Source organism: Flagellimonas alvinocaridis, assembly GCF_004916895.1.
In the GTDB taxonomy this organism is placed as follows: domain Bacteria; phylum Bacteroidota; class Bacteroidia; order Flavobacteriales; family Flavobacteriaceae; genus Flagellimonas; species Flagellimonas alvinocaridis.
The window spans coordinates 14,772-32,430 of sequence record NZ_SNTZ01000005.1 but is presented as its reverse complement, the minus strand read 5'-3'; the positions used below and the strand labels follow the sequence as shown (position 1 = coordinate 32,430).

18 protein-coding genes are annotated in these 17,659 nt (G+C 42.7%); 5 read left to right on the top strand and 13 right to left on the bottom strand.

Annotated elements, in window-relative coordinates:
• Positions 1-22: 22 nt before the first annotated feature.
• The 4 genes from EZV76_RS11205 to EZV76_RS11190 all read right to left on the bottom strand — a co-directional run bounded on the left by EZV76_RS11205 (position 23) and on the right by EZV76_RS11190 (position 4,000).
• A complete protein-coding gene (locus EZV76_RS11205; RefSeq protein ID WP_136566654.1) occupies positions 23-379 on the bottom strand; it encodes a hypothetical protein in 357 nt (118 codons plus the stop codon).
• A 32-nt stretch (positions 380-411) separates the two neighbouring features.
• Positions 412-1,689, bottom strand: a complete 1,278-nt coding sequence (locus EZV76_RS11200) for a metal-dependent hydrolase family protein (protein ID WP_136566653.1) — start codon at positions 1,687-1,689, stop codon at positions 412-414.
• Positions 1,690-1,826: 137 nt separating this feature from the next.
• Complete coding sequence (galE, locus tag EZV76_RS11195) at positions 1,827-2,843, bottom strand: UDP-glucose 4-epimerase GalE (protein ID WP_136566652.1); 1,017 nt, start codon at positions 2,841-2,843, stop codon at positions 1,827-1,829.
• A 2-nt stretch (positions 2,844-2,845) separates the two neighbouring features.
• Entirely contained in the window at positions 2,846-4,000 is a 1,155-nt protein-coding gene (locus EZV76_RS11190; RefSeq protein ID WP_136566651.1) for a DegT/DnrJ/EryC1/StrS family aminotransferase, read from the bottom strand.
• Positions 4,001-4,178: 178 nt separating this feature from the next.
• On the opposite strand from EZV76_RS11190, the gene EZV76_RS11185 reads away from it, so the two are divergent.
• The 3 genes from EZV76_RS11185 (at position 4,179) to EZV76_RS17075 (ending at position 7,001) form a co-directional block, all read left to right on the top strand.
• Positions 4,179-5,324 carry a 3-deoxy-D-manno-octulosonic acid transferase gene (locus EZV76_RS11185; RefSeq protein ID WP_313790961.1) on the top strand — a complete coding sequence of 382 codons (1,146 nt, stop codon included), beginning with the start codon at positions 4,179-4,181 and terminating at the stop codon, positions 5,322-5,324.
• Positions 5,325-5,358: 34 nt separating this feature from the next.
• Positions 5,359-6,750, top strand: coding sequence for a sugar porter family MFS transporter (locus tag EZV76_RS11180; RefSeq protein ID WP_136566650.1), 1,392 nt, complete (start codon positions 5,359-5,361; stop codon positions 6,748-6,750).
• A gap of 104 nt (positions 6,751-6,854) precedes the next feature.
• The gene (locus EZV76_RS17075; protein WP_161594410.1) at positions 6,855-7,001 is read left to right on the top strand and encodes a hypothetical protein; all 147 of its coding nucleotides are present in this window, start codon (positions 6,855-6,857) and stop codon (positions 6,999-7,001) included.
• Here the strand turns inward: EZV76_RS17075 and EZV76_RS11175 are convergent.
• From EZV76_RS11175 to EZV76_RS11160, 4 genes are all read right to left on the bottom strand, one after another.
• Complete coding sequence (locus EZV76_RS11175; RefSeq protein WP_136566649.1) at positions 6,998-7,627, bottom strand: hypothetical protein; 630 nt, start codon at positions 7,625-7,627, stop codon at positions 6,998-7,000. The genes EZV76_RS17075 and EZV76_RS11175 overlap by 4 nt on opposite strands.
• A 43-nt stretch (positions 7,628-7,670) precedes the next feature.
• Positions 7,671-7,970 (bottom strand): HPF/RaiA family ribosome-associated protein, encoded by a 300-nt coding sequence (locus EZV76_RS11170; RefSeq protein WP_136566648.1) that lies wholly within the window; start codon positions 7,968-7,970, stop codon positions 7,671-7,673.
• A 74-nt stretch (positions 7,971-8,044) separates the two neighbouring features.
• Positions 8,045-9,352 carry an ATP-dependent 6-phosphofructokinase gene (locus tag EZV76_RS11165; protein ID WP_136566647.1) on the bottom strand — a complete coding sequence of 436 codons (1,308 nt, stop codon included), beginning with the start codon at positions 9,350-9,352 and terminating at the stop codon, positions 8,045-8,047.
• 89 nt (positions 9,353-9,441) lie between these two features.
• Positions 9,442-10,233: a universal stress protein gene (locus EZV76_RS11160; RefSeq protein ID WP_136566646.1), complete on the bottom strand. Its 792-nt coding sequence runs from the start codon at positions 10,231-10,233 to the stop codon at positions 9,442-9,444.
• A gap of 165 nt (positions 10,234-10,398) precedes the next feature.
• Here EZV76_RS11160 and hemN point away from each other — a divergent pair, with 165 nt between their 5' ends.
• Entirely contained in the window at positions 10,399-11,757 is a 1,359-nt protein-coding gene (gene hemN / locus EZV76_RS11155; protein WP_136566645.1) for an oxygen-independent coproporphyrinogen III oxidase, read from the top strand.
• 16 nt (positions 11,758-11,773) lie between these two features.
• Entirely contained in the window at positions 11,774-12,595 is an 822-nt protein-coding gene (locus tag EZV76_RS11150; RefSeq protein WP_136566644.1) for a universal stress protein, read from the top strand.
• Between the two features lie 90 nt (positions 12,596-12,685).
• Here EZV76_RS11150 and EZV76_RS11145 read toward each other — a convergent pair whose 3' ends face one another.
• The 5 genes from EZV76_RS11145 to EZV76_RS11125 form a co-directional block, all read right to left on the bottom strand.
• Complete coding sequence (locus EZV76_RS11145; protein WP_136566643.1) at positions 12,686-13,954, bottom strand: acetyl-CoA hydrolase/transferase family protein; 1,269 nt, start codon at positions 13,952-13,954, stop codon at positions 12,686-12,688.
• 75 nt (positions 13,955-14,029) lie between these two features.
• Positions 14,030-14,740, bottom strand: coding sequence for a sulfite exporter TauE/SafE family protein (locus EZV76_RS11140; RefSeq protein ID WP_136566642.1), 711 nt, complete (start codon positions 14,738-14,740; stop codon positions 14,030-14,032).
• A 3-nt stretch (positions 14,741-14,743) separates the two neighbouring features.
• Entirely contained in the window at positions 14,744-15,190 is a 447-nt protein-coding gene (locus EZV76_RS11135) for a FixH family protein (protein WP_136566641.1), read from the bottom strand.
• A gap of 50 nt (positions 15,191-15,240) precedes the next feature.
• Positions 15,241-16,650, bottom strand: coding sequence for a cytochrome c oxidase accessory protein CcoG (gene ccoG / locus EZV76_RS11130; protein WP_136566640.1), 1,410 nt, complete (start codon positions 16,648-16,650; stop codon positions 15,241-15,243).
• 49 nt (positions 16,651-16,699) lie between these two features.
• Positions 16,700-17,656, bottom strand: coding sequence for a cbb3-type cytochrome c oxidase N-terminal domain-containing protein (locus tag EZV76_RS11125; RefSeq protein WP_136566638.1), 957 nt, complete (start codon positions 17,654-17,656; stop codon positions 16,700-16,702).
• Positions 17,657-17,659 lie beyond the last annotated feature (3 nt).

Genomic DNA, 17,659 nt, shown 5'->3' with positions numbered 1-17,659 from the left:
TGCATTTAATCAAAAAAAACTTTTAGGTGTGATATTTGTGTTTGTACCAAACTTTCTGCCATTCTCTTTTCAAGACCAGAAATGCCACTTGTGCCGATAGGTCCACTACATCGGAAAAAGGTAAATTTCCAATCTCTTCTTCCGGAATATCCACCACATAAAGCAGATTTAGGTATTGGGGGAACTTTTCAACAATGAGCACATAGATTTTTTCATGGAGAAGACTTTTGAGTTCGGTTGGTGTGATACCCTCATGAAGAATGAATGGCACATTGGCCAAACCAAAGTCCTTTTCCAGTTGGAGCAATAGATTCTGGTACAATTGCTCCTTTTGGGCCATTTCCAAAAGTTCCAGACTGTTGTTAAAGTTGGACAGCATATGGTATGTACGTCCTATCCGGTAAAAAAGATTTACTCGGACTTGACTATTTCACCTTCTTTCATCACAAAAACTACATTCCTTAAGGTATTCACATCGCTCTCTGGATTTTCGTTCACAGCGACAATGTCTGCCAAAAACCCTTCCTTGAGCTGTCCAAGACTATCTCCCATCCCCAAAAGTTGGGCATTGGTAATGGTAGCTGATTTTATGGCTTCCACTACAGGCATCCCCGCCTCTACCATGTATACAAATTCGCGTGCGTTTTCACCATGTGGAAAAACAGCGGCATCGGTTCCAAAAGCAATTGGGACCCCTTTTTTATAGGCTTTCTGGAAGGTAGCTTGAATTTTTGGACCTATTTCACTGGCCTTCTTGGCCACCACATCTGGAAAGTATCCTGGCTTTTTGGCATTTTCAGTAACTTCCTTGCCTGCAGTGATCGTAGGCACCAAATAGGTATTGTGCTTTACCATGAGATCCATGGTTTCCTCACTCATTAGTGTTCCATGCTCAATGGTTTTGATACCACCCAAAATGGCCCTTTGCATTCCTTCATCACCATGGGCATGGGCCGCAGTGAGCATGTTGTAGTCTTTTGCGGTTTCTGTAATCGCCTTTATTTCTTCAATGGTGAATTGCGGGTTCTGCCCACTCTTGGCCACACTGAGCACTCCTCCCGTAGCGGTGATTTTAATAACATCCGCCCCATCTTTATAACGTTGTCTAACCGCTTTTTTTCCATCTTCAGGAGAATTAACCACCCCTTCCTTGGGACCGGGGTCTCCCATTAAATCTTTCTTCATCCCATTGGTTGGATCCGCATGGCCTCCTGTTGTACCAATGGCCTTACCTGCCGTAAAAATCCTTGGTCCCATAACAACCCCTTTGTTTATGGCATTTCGAAGTGCGATGTTGACCCCGCTCCCACCTAAATCGCGAACGGTGGTAAAGCCTGCCATTAACGTGTTTTTGGCATATATCGTTGATTGAAATGCTACATCAGCATCATTTAAAGTAAACCTTTGGATGTAGGTATTTGGACTGGACTGACCTTCAATATGCACGTGCATATCTATGAATCCGGGCATTACGGTCTTGTTCTTCAAATCTACCACCGTATCTTCCGAACCGCCAGTTTTATACCCATTCTCAATGGATTTAATACTATTTCCCGAAACAATTATGGTTTTCTCGGCGAGCATTTTACCTGATTTCACATCCAATAAACGCCCACAATGGAGATAGGTTTCTTGAGCCAATGCCAGGGTACTAAAAAGCAATACGGAAAGAAAGATGAGTTTTTTCATTTTAAAAGGTTTAGTCAATTAGTTTGACTAATGTAAGTATCCATTCCGTGATAACCTAAAATCAGAACCCCAGTACTCTTGAATAAAAAAGCCTGTCCAATGGGCAGGCTTCACTATTCCAATGAATCATAAAAACTCTATCTTCTTACTTTAAGTTCCCAATCCCATGCAGATTTCAGGGCCTCATCCAAAGAAGATTTGGCTTTCCAACCCAACACTTCATTGGCCTTTTGGGTATTTGCATAAGCTTGCATAATATCCCCCGCCCTTCTATCTACGATCTTATAATTGAGTTCTTTTCCTGACACGCGTTCAAAACTTTGAATCACTTCCAATACCGAGCTTCCTTTTCCTGTCCCCAGATTGAAGACCTCGTAGTTCTCTTGGTTATTCCCATTAATCAAGCGCTTTAAGGCAACAACATGGGCTTTTGCCAAATCGACTACATGAATGTAATCCCTTATACAGGTACCATCTTCCGTAGGGTAGTCATTACCAAACACAGAAAGCTGCTCTCGAAGTCCAACCCCTGTTTGTGTAATGTAAGGCACCAAGTTTTGCGGCACCCCAATGGGAAGTTCCCCAATATGTGCCGTTGGATGTGCGCCAATGGGATTAAAATAACGAAGTGCAATGGCATTTAGGTTGGCGTTTACCCGACATGTATCATAAATGATCTCCTCTCCAACCTGTTTTGTATTTCCGTAGGGAGATTCGGCAGATTTAACCGGTGCATCTTCCGTAATGGGCATTTCATCAGCTTCACCATATACCGTACAGGAAGAACTGAAAATAAAATTGGAATTGTTCTTTTTAATCAATTCCTGCAAAATGTACACCAGAACCCCAAGGTTGTTTTCGTAGTAGAGCAAGGGGTTTTCCATACTCTCGCCCACAGCTTTGGATGCTGCGAAATGGATTACCCCAGCAACATCACCATGTCTTGCAAAAAAATCTTGGACTTTGGTTTTTTCCCTTAAATCCAACTCTTCAAAAATGGGTTTCTTTCCTGTGATGGCCTCTATACCTTCCAAAACATCCTTGGATGAGTTGGAGAGATTGTCAATGGCAACCACTTCAAAGCCTTCGTTCTGTAATTCAACAACAGTATGGGAACCTATGTACCCCAATCCTCCTGTTACAAGTATTTTCATGTTTATTGGTTTACGAAATCAATAACCAAACTGGTTATAAACTGAATCTGCTCATCATCCAATTCAGTGTGCATGGGAAGTGATATCACTTCCTCCACCAACCGATTGGTTACTGGAAAATCAGCTTCATTATATCGTGCATCCGCATAAGCTTTTTGCTTGTGCAAGGGAACTGGATAATACACTCCACATGGAACGGAATTACTATTTAAATATTGCACCAAGCCATCTCTTTTGCCATTCAAGATTCGTAACGTATACTGATGGAAAACATGACAGTCACAACTATTTTGGCTCTCGCCACAAGCACATACGATCCTAGGGACAACTATGTGCTCCTGCCCTTCAAAAGCCTTGGAGTATTTAGAGGCAGCCTCCCATCTTTTTTGATTGTACATATCCAACTTTGGAAGTTTGGCGCGCAGCACCGCCGCCTGAATGGAATCCAATCGTGAATTGACACCAACCACATCATGATAATACCGTTCATACATGCCATGGTTGACCATCCCTCTTATTATATGGGCCAAATCATCATCATTGGTGAATATGGCACCACCATCCCCATAGCATCCTAAATTTTTTGAAGGAAAAAAAGAGGTTGACGCAACATGGCCTATGGTTCCGGCTTTCTGTTTTTTACCATTGGCGGAAGTATATGTGGCCCCAATGGCTTGGGCATTATCCTCAATCACATACAAATCATGCTTCTTGGCCAAGTCCATGAGGGCATCCATATTGGCACATTGCCCAAATAAATGAACCGGAACAATGGCCTTGGTCTTTGGCGTAATGGCTTTTTCAACTGCCTTTATATCAATGTTAAAGGTATCTGGCTCCACATCCACCAAAACAGGGGTCAGGTTCAAAAGCGCAATAACCTCCACCGTGGCCGCAAAGGTAAAATCGGCCGTAATTACCTCATCACCGGGTTGCAATCCCAGCCCCATCATGCAAATCTGCAGGGCATCTGTACCGTTGGCACAGGGTATTACGTGTTTTACATCCAAATATTCCTCCAACTCCTTCTGAAAGGCATGTACGTGCGGGCCATTGATAAATGCCGAGGAATCCAAGATTTCGGCTATGGAATCGTTTACCTCATTTTTAATGCCTTCATACTGGCCTTTGAGGTCTACCATCTGTATTTTTTTCATGCTGATAAGTTATGGCTCAAAATTAAGAAATAAAGATCCCATAATGTCCTATTCCCGAAAGAATGTATTTTAGCGGAATATGATGGTCCTACGCCTTGTTTACAACATTCTAATGCATCTTTCATGGCATATCTTGAAGGTCATTGCGCTATTTCAGCCCAAAATGAAGCTCTTTGTCATGGGGCGAAAAAAAACCTTCGAATTAGTGCAGACCGCCATCCCAAGAGGCACCAAATCTATTTGGATGCATGTAGCATCACTGGGAGAGTTTGAACAAGGGCTCCCCCTTTTGGAACAATTGCGCCTGCAGTACCCCGACCATAAATTGTTACTTTCCTTTTTTTCCCCATCGGGCTATGAAGTAAAAAAGAACACCTCAGCTGCTGATGTGGTGGTATATCTTCCCATGGACACCCATTCCAATGCATCCCGGTTTCTGGATTTGGTGAATCCCTCACTGGCCATTTTCGTTAAATATGAAATTTGGCCCAACTACCTGCATCAACTCAAAAAAAGAAATGTACCAACCATATTGGTATCGGCCATTTTCTCAAATCGTCAAATCTTTTTTAAGCCGTTTGGTGGATTTATGCGAAACAGTCTAAAAAGTTTTTCCCACTTCTTTATTCAGAACGAGACCTCAAAAACCTTGTTGGCTTCCATTGGTTTTACCAATAGTACCCTAAGTGGGGATACCCGATTTGATAGGGTTCATGAAATTTTGAAACGGGACAACCGTCTCGATTTTATGGAACAATTTAAAGGAACCCAACCCTGCTTTGTGGCCGGCAGCACTTGGCCTGAAGATGAGAAGATACTGGTGGACTATATCAATTCTTCCGATCATGATTTGAAATTTGTACTTGCCCCGCACAAAATTAAACCCGAACATATTGAACGACTGATGGGCTCCATTTCAAAAAAAACCATCTGCTATTCCAACATGGGCAACCATCCCCTATCAGATTATGACGTTTTGATTATTGACACCATTGGCCTTCTCACCCAAATTTATAGTTATGCAAATGTGGCCTATGTAGGTGGAGGGTTTGCCACAGGACTGCACAATACCTTGGAACCCGCAGTGTATGGCATACCCGTATTGATTGGCCCCCATTTCAAAGGCTTCAAAGAGGCTGAAGATTTGGTGGAACTTAAGGGAATCATTCCTATTTCCACTTCAAAAGAATTTGCCCTTGCATTGGATCAACTGATAACCGATGCTGATTTTTTGGAAAAAACAGGAAAAATCAACGCTACATACATTTTACAAAACGTTGGGGCCACTCCTTTGATTATGCAGCATATAGCCCATTTACTTTAAAATATTTTGGTTAGTTTTAACAAAACTGACCTCCATGGATAAGCGTATTTTCAGGATTTCTTTGACCGCCGCTTTGGCGGGTTTTCTATTTGGATTTGACACTGTGGTCATTTCCGGGGCTAACCAACCCATTAAAGATCTTTGGGGCACCAATTGGTTTTTGGGAGATTCAATTTTCACCTTTCATGGCATATTTATTATGTCCATGGCGCTTTGGGGTACGGTAATGGGCTCTCTTTTGGGAGGTATCCCCTGCGATAGACTGGGCCGAAAAAAAACCTTGCTCTGGGTAGGAGCGCTTTACTTTATTTCTGCCTTGGGTTCGGCATTGGCACCGGAAGCGTACAGTTTTTCATTCTTCCGATTTATTGGTGGGGTCGGGGTTGGAATCTCATCTGTGGCGGCACCGGTTTATATCTCCGAAATCTCAACGGCGGAAAATCGTGGCAGGCTTACTGCTCTGTACCAGTTTAATATTGTCTTTGGCATCTTGGTTGCCTTTGTATCCAATTTTCTGATCGGGGCCATATTTAACGAGGGTGTAGCATGGCGCTGGATGCTGGGCATTGAGGCATTGCCTGCACTCATTTATACCCTTATGGTCCTGAAGATTCCACATAGCCCCAGATGGCTTTTGCTCAAAAACCATGAAGAAACCATTGTTATCCGTTCCTTGACCTTATTGGGGATAGGACAAGATCAGGCAGTTGTGCAGTTATCAGAAATAAAACTGGCCCTTCAGGAAACGGCTCACAAGCAAAAGGACAAGCTCTTCTCCGGCAAATACAACAGACCCCTTATTTTAGCCTTTCTGATTGCGGCCTTCAACCAACTTTCGGGAATAAATTTTGTATTGTACTACGCCCCTGAAATACTGGAGCGGGCAGGTCTGGCTTCCGGCGAATCACTTTTCAGCTCCATCTCCATAGGCATCATTAATCTTATTTTCACGTTTGTTGGGATTTCTTTGATAGACAAATTGGGCCGCAAACAATTAATGTACATTGGTTCTTTTGGGTATATCATAAGTCTATCCATGGTAGCGTGGTGCTTTTATTCCAATGCAGGTTCCGTATTGTTGCTCATTTTTATTCTCATTTTCATTGCATCACATGCCATAGGTCAGGGAGCTGTGATATGGGTTTTCATTTCAGAAATATTCCCTAACAAAGTACGGTCCTACGGTCAATCATGGGGAACTGGAACACATTGGGTGTTTGCCGCGCTCATCACCCTATTGACCCCAACGTTTCTGGATGCAGAAATTGGAATTTTCAAGGATAATCCTTGGCCCATTTTTATCTTCTTCGCTTTTATGATGTTACTGCAGTTGTTCTGGGTCGTTTTTATGATGCCCGAGACCAAAGGTGTTAGTTTGGAGGAACTTGGTAAATTGCTCAGCAGAAAAAAGGGTGACGAACATTGATAGGGTACGGCACATGAGGAAAACCTGTCCGTTAATCGAATATGGATCAATTTAGGGTGGCAAATACGTGATTAATTCCTTACATTGGAGTAAATTACACTATTATGACTGATGAAATCTCTTTTGGCAACAAGCTCATGGTCGCTTTCTTGCGATTCATGGTCTTTGTCTTGGTAATTATTTTGATTGCGATCCCTGTTTGTATTTTATTGGATGTTCTTGGCGTACTGGACGCCTTAGGCATGGGTTAATAAAAAATGATATCCTGCTTTTCCATTTCGCCCGTGATCAGTTTAATGTAGGTATCTACAGCCTTATCTACGTTAGGAGACTCCGTCATATCTATATTGCCTCTCCATATCAGCTCCCGTTCTTTACCAACGCATATACAGTACAGAGAGGTTTCCAGATGGTAAATATTGAATGAATCGTAATATTCGGGGTCGTAATAAATGTCTTGATGCTCCAAGTAATCTGCGTTGAAACGCATGAACATCCTATCAATATTGTTTATTCTTTCCTTGAGGGTTCGCTTGCTATCCGCCCCAACAATCTTGGTAAACAAAATAGCATCGAAATCTTTATCCAACAATTGTTGTTCAACTTCCGACAGTTCTTCTTCCGACTTTTGCGATGATGTAAAATCCACATCAAAAAGATCTATACTGCGCATGGCTTCCACTCCTTTTTCCTCTAACTTCTTGACCAGTTTGCTCTCAAAATCCATTTGTACGGCTTCATCCTTGGCCATACCCACCACCAATACCTTGTACGCATCAAAAAGAACAATGTCAGGATTCTTCCAAGTGCTCACCAACTTTGCCGTGGAGCAACTGGACAAAACTAAAATACCAAGAACTATCAGTTTTAATTTCATTGGAGTTGATTTAGGCCCATGCCCAACAAAGATCTGATTCTATTTAATGGGATACAAACTTACCCTGTCTTTTTTCCAGCTGTCTCTGCAATTCCTCAATGGTTTCTGCCAAGGATTTTTCAAAATCGTCCGTTCTGGACTTGGCAAAAAGTCTAGGTCCGGGAGCACTCAGTTCTATTTCGCATATTTTCCCCTCTCCAGCTTTATCGTTCTCCATTTTAAAGAGCACATTGGCTTTGATCAACCAATTGTACTTATGCTCCAACCCGTCCAACTTTTTCATTAAAATTTGATTCAATGATTCGCTGGTCTTCATTTTTAAATATTGAATTTGTACTTCCATGATTCTTATTTTGATTTTCTCCAAAGCTATGGAGTGAAACTAGAAAATTAAATGACAAATGTCAGCTTGACGAATCATCGCCATGAAAAGGGTTGGCCGGTACTTTGAAGTACCGAGAACCAAAACTCTCCCTCCATGTCTATTTTCTTCCTTTTTTTGGTCACCTCGGCTATAGGCACATAGACAAACTTGTTATTGACCTTGCTGCTCACAAATCTGGTCTTCCCTGCCATAGCCCCGTGGACTGCATGATATGCCAACCTACTGCAATAAACACTATCGCTGGAATTTGCCGGAGCACTTCTTATAATGTAACTGGGGTCTATATATTTTATGGTTATCGAAGCGTCCTTGAAATGTTCAGCTATGCGTTCCTTTAAAAATATTCCAATGTCCTGATGCTTCACATTGCCCGACGCATCCTTAACACCACTTTTCTTTTGGAACAGATGCTGCCCAGCCCCTTCCGCCACAACAATTACGGCATGTCTTTTCTGTTTCAGGCGTTGTTCCAAAGCTTTCAGGAATCCTTTTTCCCCTTCCAAGTCAAAATCCATTTCAGGAACCAGCACAAAGTTTACAACAGGCATGGCCAAAGCGGCAGAAGCAGCAATAAAACCACTATCCCTCCCCATAAGTTTTACAATGGAAACTCCGTTGAAAGCCCCTGTAGCTTCATTGTGGGCATCACGTAGAATAGGGCTGGCCACATCAAATGCGGTTTCAAACCCAAAAGATTCATCAATAAGGTCGATATCATTGTCAATGGTCTTGGGAATGCCCACTACACTGATCTTGGCATTTCGCTTTTGGATTTCTTCGCCTATGGCATCAACTCCTTTAAGCGTACCGTCTCCACCAATGGCAAATAACATATCTATCTGGTTGGCCTCAAGCGTATCTACCATTACCGAAACGTCCTGGCCACCTCGTGAGGACCCCAAAAATGTACCTCCAAACTGGTGAATGTCCTTTACCTTGTCCGGGGTAAGTTCTACAAACCCATGCCCTTTATCCGGATTCAGACCCTCATATCCGTAGGGTACACCCAGTATTTTTTTGACCCCATAAAAATAATGGAGTCCCATAACCACACCACGAATTACATTATTGATGCCCGGGCACAAACCTCCACAAGTAACAATGGCCGCCGTTGTATGCTTGGAATCAAAAAAGATGTTCTGTCTGGGGCCTGCCTTTTCCAAACACGATGGCTCCTTCCCTGTCTTAAGACAGTGATGGTACTGGTCTATGGATAGGTCAAAGACCAATCTATCGGAATCGTATATAAAATCGAAGATATTATCACCCTTAACTGTACTTAGCTTCAGGGGCGATTTATATTGGGGCTGGCCTAAACTTGCTATCCGAAATTCACTCATTTGCTCTCTATGTTTTGGAGGTAAAATTTTGTTGCCATTACCCCTCTCTCCAAAGTTACCATGAAAAGGAGCAATAGCAACAAAAATCATCAATCTAAAGCAAGAACAGGAATTTCCGAATGCAACGTTAACAGTTTTGTTAAACGACCTTCAGAGGGTGTACTGTTTTGCGCATGGTTTCTGGGCAAGATGGCCAATAAGTCAATCTGTTTTTCATTGATGTAGTTGAAAATTCCCTCCTCTACATCTTGATTCTTATTGAACGTATGCTCCAAATAGAAATGCTCCAAGTAGTATTCCAAAGAATCCTCGGTGCTTTCCGCAACAGATTCTTCATCATAGATGGATTCTTTGTAGATGGTCAGCACATGTACCCTTGAATTAAAAGTACGCGCCACATCCAATAAAGTCTCCAAAACCTTCTTATCGTCAATTTTCTCTCCGCCCATGACCAAAGCAATGTCCTTAGGCTCCTTGATGCGACAACCATAAGGAATCGAAATTACCGGACACTTGGCATCCAGAACAAGTCTTGAGGTGTTGGTTATGGCCTCATCCGTAATTTTATCCCCCATGGTCCCCATCATGATCAGGTCTGCATTGTTCTCGGATTGGGCCGATAAAATTGTGCTGGTCATCTTACCGGTAGCCGTCTGGAATTCGGGGGGCAATTTTAATTTCTTGTCTATTGACTTTACCACATTTGAGAAATCTTCTTTCAAAGACTCTTCCTCTGAGGTGCTAATGGGCATTGCTCCTACATACATCGCCAAAATGGCAATGGAACGATCTGGCCCCACAAAGTTGATCACATATTCCAATGCGTTCACTGAAGCTTCAGAAAAATCAAAAGGAATCAATATTTTTTTTATGCTGCTCATACCAAAAAAATTAAGTGTTTTAAAACCTTCATATCAAAAATAGACCAGATAAGTTAACCAAAACATGATAGTTGTCATGTAAGGATTTCGCCCAGACTGACATTTATCATATTTTATACTAAGCTGTGCATCTAATTTTGACCTATAATCCAAAGGTATGCAGCTATGTGTGAATTAGTTCAAAAGTATAACGTTCCTGGACCCAGATATACCAGTTACCCCACGGTTCCTTATTGGGATTTGGAGAATTTCTCTGGCAAGAAATGGAAATCAACCGTACTAAAAGCGTTTCAGGAAAACCCAGAAGAAGGCATCAGCCTGTATGTGCATCTACCTTTCTGCGAAAGTCTTTGCACTTTTTGCGGATGCCATAAACGTATTACCAAACGACATGAGGTAGAATTACCCTATATAAAATCGGTAATAGAGGAGTGGCGATTGTACACGGAGCTTCTTGGCAAAAAGCCCATACTAAAGGAACTTCATTTAGGTGGAGGCACTCCTACTTTCTTCTCTCCAGAACATCTGACCATGCTGGTTAACGGCATTCTTAGATTGGCAAAAAAGGCTGAAGATGCCCAATTCAGTTTTGAAGGGCATCCCAACAATACCACAAAGGCACACTTACAGGCCCTTTTTGATGTAGGGTTCAGAAGAGTCTGCTACGGTGTACAAGACTACAATTTAACGGTACAAAGGGCCATCAACAGAAAACAGCCTTTTGAAAATGTAAAAAATGTGACGGAGTGGGCCAGGGAAATTGGGTACACATCGGTTGGACATGATATTATCTATGGCCTACCTTTCCAAGATTGTTCCCATGTGGAGGAAACCCTAACAAAGACCAGAGCCCTTCAACCCGACAGGATCGCCTTTTTCAGTTACGCCCATGTTCCATGGTTAAAAGGCAATGGACAACGAGGTTATAAAGAAACCGACCTTCCTTCGTCCGTTGAGAAAAAAGCACAATATGAAATGGGCAAAAGAATGCTTACCGAATTTGGATACAAAGATGTGGGCATGGATCATTTTGCACTTCCTACCGATAATTTGTACACCGCACTCAATAATGGCACCCTGCACCGAAACTTTATGGGCTACACACCCTCCAAGACCAAACTTTTGATAGGTTTAGGAGCATCAAGCATTAGCGACAGTTGGTATGGATTTGCCCAAAATGTAAAGAGCGTAGAGGAATATCAACATTTGGTATCACACGGACTTATTCCTATTTTTAGGGGACATATCCTAACTCAAGAAGATCAAATTGTTAGACAACACATTCTTAACTTGATGTGTCAGTTCGAAACCTCTTGGGACAAGAAGGAAGAAGAGGTGGTCGATTTTCAAAAAATCATCGGAAACCTTTACGAAATGGAATCCGATGGACTCATTGAAATCGGAAAAAACCACATCAAAGTAACGCCAAAGGGAAGACCCTTTATACGGAACATCAGCATGGCCTTTGATGTAAAGTTACATCGAAAACAGCCCGATACCCGAATATTTTCCATGACCGTTTAACCTAAACATGAAAAAAATGAAAAGCATAATCGTACCCATCGATTTTTCAAAACAATCCGAACGAGCCTTAAAAGTGGCGGCCTCCCTCGCAAAGAAAAATGATGCAGAGTTACTCGTCCTGCACATGTTGGAACTGTCGCCAGCCCTAATGAGTGAATCTGGCTATATTTCACAGGAACAGGTCGTCCATTTGATCAAAATAGGGGAAAAAAGGTTCGCAGATTTTTTAAACAAGCCCTATTTAACGGGTGTTAAAATTATCCCGGTAATCAAACATTACAAAGTTTTCAGTGAAGTGAATGAAGTAGCTGAAAAACATAATGTAGACCTAGTTGTAATGGGGTCTCATGGTACGGACGGGTTAGAGGAAATCTTTATTGGCTCCAATACCGAAAGGGTGGTGAGAACCTCAAACGTACCCGTACTTGTAATCAAGGGAGATGCGAAGGAATTCACTCCCGAGCGATTCGTTTTTGCTTGTGATTTTGCCAAAGAGAGCATACCCGCCGTGCAAAAAGCCGCGGACATGGCCAAATTGCTAAAATCGGAATTACTCTTGGTTTATGTGAACACCCCAGGGGATGAATTCCTAAGCACAGACGATGCATACGCCAAAATCACCAAATTCCTAAAAGATGCCAATTTGGGAATTCAGGTAGAAATCCATAATGACTATACGGTTGAAAAAGGTGTTCTTAATTACAGTGAGAAAGTTGCTGCTGACCTTATTGGAATACCCACCCACGGAAGAAGAGGACTTTCCCATTTCTTTATGGGCAGTATTGGCGAGGACATTGCCAACCATTCCAAAGTACCTGTAATGACTTTTAAAATTTAATTGGGTTGCATTTTTTTTGATTGGTTTAATGCAAGCCAAAAAGGGGAGGTCGGTAAAATCGGTCTCCCCTTTTTTCATGATGTCCCAAAATCACCCATTAAACCGTTCATGGGCCGCTTTTTCAAGAACTTCCCTATGGTCTGGATGCGCAATTGAAATCAAGGCCCGAGCCCTTTGTTGAAGATTTTTCCCGTAGAGGTCTACCACCCCGTGCTCCGTGGCGACATAATGCACGTGGGCCCGGGTAGTGGTTACTCCCGCCCCTTGCTTCAAATAGGGAACAATCTTGGAAACACCTTTGTTGGTGGCCGAAGACATGGCAAAGATAGGCTTCCCTCCTTCAGAAAGTGATGCCCCCCGAATAAAGTCCATTTGTCCGCCAACTCCAGAGAACTGCCTGCTTCCAATGGTATCCGCACACACCTGTCCGGTGATATCAATCTCAATGGCACTGTTGATGGCCGTTACTTTGGGGTTCTTTCTAATGACGGCAGTGTCGTTGGTATACGCTGCTTCTTTAAAGTGGCACAGCGGATTGTCATCAATAAAGTCGTACAGTTTTCTTGATCCCACAGCAAAGCAACTTACCACCTTTCCCTGTTTCACCTTTTTATCCTCTCCTGTTACAACACCTTGTTCTATTAAAGGCAGCACCCCATCCGAAAACATTTCAGTATGGATTCCCAATCGTTTGTGATTTCCCAATTTGGACAATACGGCATTGGGGATATTGCCTATGCCCATTTGTAGGGTAGCCCCATCTTCAATCAAAGAAGCCACATGGCCTCCTATTTGAAGTTCCAGTTGGGATATTTCCGTTTGTCCATGTTCATGTATGGGTTGGTTCACTTCAATGGCATGATCTATTTGATTGATGTGGATAATACCATCTCCATGGGTTCTTGGCACTCTTGGGTTGATCTGTGCTACTACTTTTTTTGCCATTTCTATGGCGGGAAGAGTTACATCCACCGATACTCCCAATGAACAATATCCGTGTTTATCAGGTGGTGAAACCTGAATGAACGCCACATCCAAATCAATAATCTTTCTGCGGAACAATAAATGGATCTCGCTAAGGAAAATAGGGACATAGTCCCCTTTGAAGCCATTTACAAATTGGCGAACGTTTCCACCTACGAACAAACTGTTCAACCGAAAGCTTTCATTACAGGGTGCCTGGGTATACCGAGCCTCGCCTTCGGTATGGATGGACACAATTTCTACATCCGATAGTTCTATATGCCTGTCGCAAAGTGCATCAATAAGCACATTGGGAGTCATGGCCGCACCTTGAAAAAAAACCCTGTTTCCAGATTGCACAATTTGTACTGCTTCTTCAGCTGATGTTATCTTCATGTCACAGATTTATATGGTGGGCACAACAATTCGTTGCACCCTATTGAGTTCTTATGTTTTAAATATTCAACGGATTTAAGGTTGATGGCACTCTATGGTGGTCGAAGCCAGGTTGGTGGGCACAGGTTTGGGTGAAACATAGGGAATACCCAATCCAAGCCCTCGGATGATAAAAAGAAGACCAATGAGCACTACAAAAAAGGGAATCAGTTTTTGCACACGAAATTTGAACGAGTTCCCCATCCATGTTTTTGAAAAGACCACTAGACTCATCAAAGGCACTGTCCCCAATCCAAACAAAATCATGTAAAGTCCTCCCTGAACTGGACCAGCCAAGGCAATGGCACCCAATACGGCCATATATACCAATCCGCATGGCAGAAATCCATTCAGAAACCCAATGGTCAAAAAAGCATCCGGCGTCTTTTTCTTGAGCTCGGCCCCAAGTTTCGATTTCACCCTGCCCAAAATTGTATAAATCGGTCTTAAAAACTTATGCCCATTGAGATACTTCCCAGGAATCAGAACCAGTAAAATCATGATGGCGCCTATGGCAATGGACAATTTTTGCTGCATCCCAAAAAGGGACAAGCCTTTCCCCAAAAAGCCAAAAAGCATTCCTATTATTCCATAAGCCATGAGTCTCCCTGCATGGTAAAGGGAAAGCTGGCCCATTTTTTTCACGTTGTTCTGTTGATCCACCGGTAACATAAAGGCAATGGGACCGCACATGCCCAAACAGTGCAGACTACCAAACAACCCAAGAACCAACGCTGATGACAACATAACTTAATACACGAGTTTCTGTTTATGAAAAAAAGTATTCCCCTCGTACTGCCAATCTACGGTAATGTCCCAGCGACCGCCCACCAAGCTATTGTCAGGTATGAGCAAATGTGTTTTGGACAAACTTATGGGAAAGTCAGTATCCAAGCGCTTGTTGGACGGTCTGTATAGGGACACTCTTCCTGATATTTTTTGAGGGTCGAACTGTTCTGGAAAAAAGATGGTCACCCCTTCCGAAGATTTCTCAATTCGAAGTACGGCATCCATATCACGGGCCGTATTGGAAGCATCCAAGTTTTGTTGATAGGTCAGTTCTTTTTTATAGTAATCTTCCGTAACCAAATCATGGTTGGCCCTATCATCTGTACTCATTCGAAATACAAAATATAGAATAAAGGTTATAAACCCTATAAAAGCCAACACTATTCCCGTTCCCCAATTGATCTTCATTGCTTTTCTTTTTGTTGGGTCCGGCAAACATCCAGACCTTCGTTCAACTCCTAATTATAACTTCTTGGGCCCAAAAACTGGGTCGTAGTGGTTTCAATCACTTCGTCACCGCTATAGACCGCAATCTTCAATTTATCCTTGTCGCCCGTTAACTCCGAAGCATTGATCTCTACAAACAATGTTCCTTCGGTGAGTTCTTCTGCCGGCACCTTGAAGGTATCTTGGGACACCATTTTTATGGTTCCCCTGTGCGACATTAGTTTAAAGGATACATTTTCTATATCCTTCGTGGTCTTGTTCACCAATTTGTAGGTATACACATTACTGATGATGTTGTTCTCCTTACGTTCGTACAACTGCCCAGGCAAACGCAGGATGTTTGCCTCAACCTCATTGCGTAAGAACAACATACCGATCAATATACCGATCAGCACGGCAAGAACGGCCGTATACCCTTTCATTCTCGCTGTGAACTTAAACTTGTTCTTGTTAAGAATTTCATCTTCACTGGCGTACCTGATCAAACCTTTAGGTTTGTTGATACTATCCATGATGTGATCGCACTCATCAATACAGGCGGTGCAGTTGACACATTCCAACTGGGTGCCATTTCGGATGTCTATTCCTGTGGGGCATACATTCACACATTGAAAACAATCAATACAGTCACCATGACCCAATGCATCCCTATCTTCATTTTTTCTGAACTTTTTACGTCCATTCTCTCCTTCACCTCTTTTATGGTCATAGGCCACCACTATGGATTTATCATCCAACAACACCCCTTGAAGCCGTCCGTATGGGCATGCAATAATGCAAACTTGTTCCCGGAACCAGGCAAAAATAAAGTAGAACACTGCGGTGAAAATCAACAAGGGCACCATGGTTCCCAAATGGGCCGTTGGGCCTTCGGTGATATACTGAATCAGTCTATCACTGCCAATCAAATAGGCCAAAAAGACGTTGGCAATCAAAAAAGAGATGATAAAGAAGATGGTCCACTTTAATACCCGTTTTCTAATTTTCTTGCCATTCCATGGCGATTTATCCAATCGCATCTGGGCTCCACGGTCTCCATCAATCCAGTATTCAATCCTCCGAAAGACCATTTCCAAAAAGATAGTCTGGGGGCACATCCATCCGCAAAAAATACGGCCATAGGCCACGGTGAACAATGCAATAAAGACCACTCCAATGATCATGGAGACCACCACAAGATGAAAGTCTTGGGGCCAAAACGGGAGTCCAAAAATATTGAAACGCCGTTCCACTACATTGAACATTAAAAACTGGTGTCCGTTGATCTTTATAAAGGGAGCTGCCACCAAAAAGGCCAGTAATGCATAACTAACGTACTTGCGATAGTCATAAAAACGCCCGCTTGGTTTTTTGGGAAAAACCCACGCCCGTTTACCTTCTTCAGTAATCGTTCCTATGGAATCCCTAAAATTCTCCTCCATTGCCCTCTTTTTTGTTTGGTGAAAACCTATTGTTTTCTAGATCCTGTTCTTACTCCATTACCACATCGGTAGAATCTGAAACCTGCTCTGCTGGTTGGGTATCCGGTGTAGCCTGTGCAGGTTCGGGTGCATTTGGATCTACCCAAATATCTCCTTCGGGTGCTTTTGGATTGGCAGGTGTGGTTCCTCCCAAGCTTATCACATAACTAGATACTTGGGCAATCTCGGCAGGCTTAAAGCTTTGTTTCCATGCCACCATTCCTTTACCATCACGTCCTCCTTCGGAAATGGTATTGAACACATTTTTGATGCCTCCACCCAAAATCCAATATTCATCAGTTAGGTTGGGTCCAATTCCACCACCACCATCTGCCATGTGGCAAACCACACAACTACTGTTAAAAATCTTCTCTCCTGCACTTAGGTCAGCGGCATCGGTCAACAATTCAACAGTACTGGCATCCACCAAATCCTTTGCGGTTTTTTTGTACTCTTCAATCTCTATTTTGGCTGCAGCCACTTCTTGTTCGTATTCTTCGGCTTGGGTATACTCCCCAATAACATGAAAGCGTACCAAATAGACTACACTGAAGACAATGGTTGCATAGAAAAGGTAGACCCACCATGGCGGCAAGACATTGTCCAATTCTCGGATGCCATCATAATTGTGATCCATGATGATTTCTTCTTCACGCTCTATGGATTTGGTCCTTGTAAGGCGCTTCATGAGGTTATTGACCCATGTCCACTCCATTTTTTTGTTCTTGGTGGCCAAGTACCTTTCCTTACCTTCTTCGGAAAGGGTCTGGAACATGATGTTCTCAATGGAACTCAGTATAAGTTCTATGGCAATGAGAATCATCAACACCAATAGCATAAAAAACTGTGTTATGGGATATTCGATGATGGCAGGTTTGTCGCCAGAGTCTACAAAGTATTCCATTAATCCGAAGATTAAGAAGAATAGTACGGGTACGCGTATCCACCAGGGTGTTTTTGTGCTCATAGT

What these genes read in the sequence shown, in the direction of transcription:
- EZV76_RS11205 (WP_136566654.1), bottom strand. Translation starts at nt 379, where the DNA reads ATGCTGTCCAACTTTAACAACAGTCTGGAACTTTTGGAAATGGCCCAA.
- EZV76_RS11200 (WP_136566653.1), bottom strand. Translation starts at nt 1,689, where the DNA reads ATGAAAAAACTCATCTTTCTTTCCGTATTGCTTTTTAGTACCCTGGCA.
- galE (WP_136566652.1), bottom strand. Translation starts at nt 2,843, where the DNA reads ATGAAAATACTTGTAACAGGAGGATTGGGGTACATAGGTTCCCATACT.
- EZV76_RS11190 (WP_136566651.1), bottom strand. Translation starts at nt 4,000, where the DNA reads ATGAAAAAAATACAGATGGTAGACCTCAAAGGCCAGTATGAAGGCATT.
- EZV76_RS11185 (WP_313790961.1), top strand. Translation starts at nt 4,179, where the DNA reads ATGGGGCGAAAAAAAACCTTCGAATTAGTGCAGACCGCCATCCCAAGA.
- EZV76_RS11180 (WP_136566650.1), top strand. Translation starts at nt 5,359, where the DNA reads ATGGATAAGCGTATTTTCAGGATTTCTTTGACCGCCGCTTTGGCGGGT.
- EZV76_RS17075 (WP_161594410.1), top strand. Translation starts at nt 6,855, where the DNA reads ATGACTGATGAAATCTCTTTTGGCAACAAGCTCATGGTCGCTTTCTTG.
- EZV76_RS11175 (WP_136566649.1), bottom strand. Translation starts at nt 7,627, where the DNA reads ATGAAATTAAAACTGATAGTTCTTGGTATTTTAGTTTTGTCCAGTTGC.
- EZV76_RS11170 (WP_136566648.1), bottom strand. Translation starts at nt 7,970, where the DNA reads ATGGAAGTACAAATTCAATATTTAAAAATGAAGACCAGCGAATCATTG.
- EZV76_RS11165 (WP_136566647.1), bottom strand. Translation starts at nt 9,352, where the DNA reads ATGAGTGAATTTCGGATAGCAAGTTTAGGCCAGCCCCAATATAAATCG.
- EZV76_RS11160 (WP_136566646.1), bottom strand. Translation starts at nt 10,233, where the DNA reads ATGAGCAGCATAAAAAAAATATTGATTCCTTTTGATTTTTCTGAAGCT.
- hemN (WP_136566645.1), top strand. Translation starts at nt 10,399, where the DNA reads ATGTGTGAATTAGTTCAAAAGTATAACGTTCCTGGACCCAGATATACC.
- EZV76_RS11150 (WP_136566644.1), top strand. Translation starts at nt 11,774, where the DNA reads ATGAAAAGCATAATCGTACCCATCGATTTTTCAAAACAATCCGAACGA.
- EZV76_RS11145 (WP_136566643.1), bottom strand. Translation starts at nt 13,954, where the DNA reads ATGAAGATAACATCAGCTGAAGAAGCAGTACAAATTGTGCAATCTGGA.
- EZV76_RS11140 (WP_136566642.1), bottom strand. Translation starts at nt 14,740, where the DNA reads ATGTTGTCATCAGCGTTGGTTCTTGGGTTGTTTGGTAGTCTGCACTGT.
- EZV76_RS11135 (WP_136566641.1), bottom strand. Translation starts at nt 15,190, where the DNA reads ATGAAGATCAATTGGGGAACGGGAATAGTGTTGGCTTTTATAGGGTTT.
- ccoG (WP_136566640.1), bottom strand. Translation starts at nt 16,650, where the DNA reads ATGGAGGAGAATTTTAGGGATTCCATAGGAACGATTACTGAAGAAGGT.
- EZV76_RS11125 (WP_136566638.1), bottom strand. Translation starts at nt 17,656, where the DNA reads ATGAGCACAAAAACACCCTGGTGGATACGCGTACCCGTACTATTCTTC.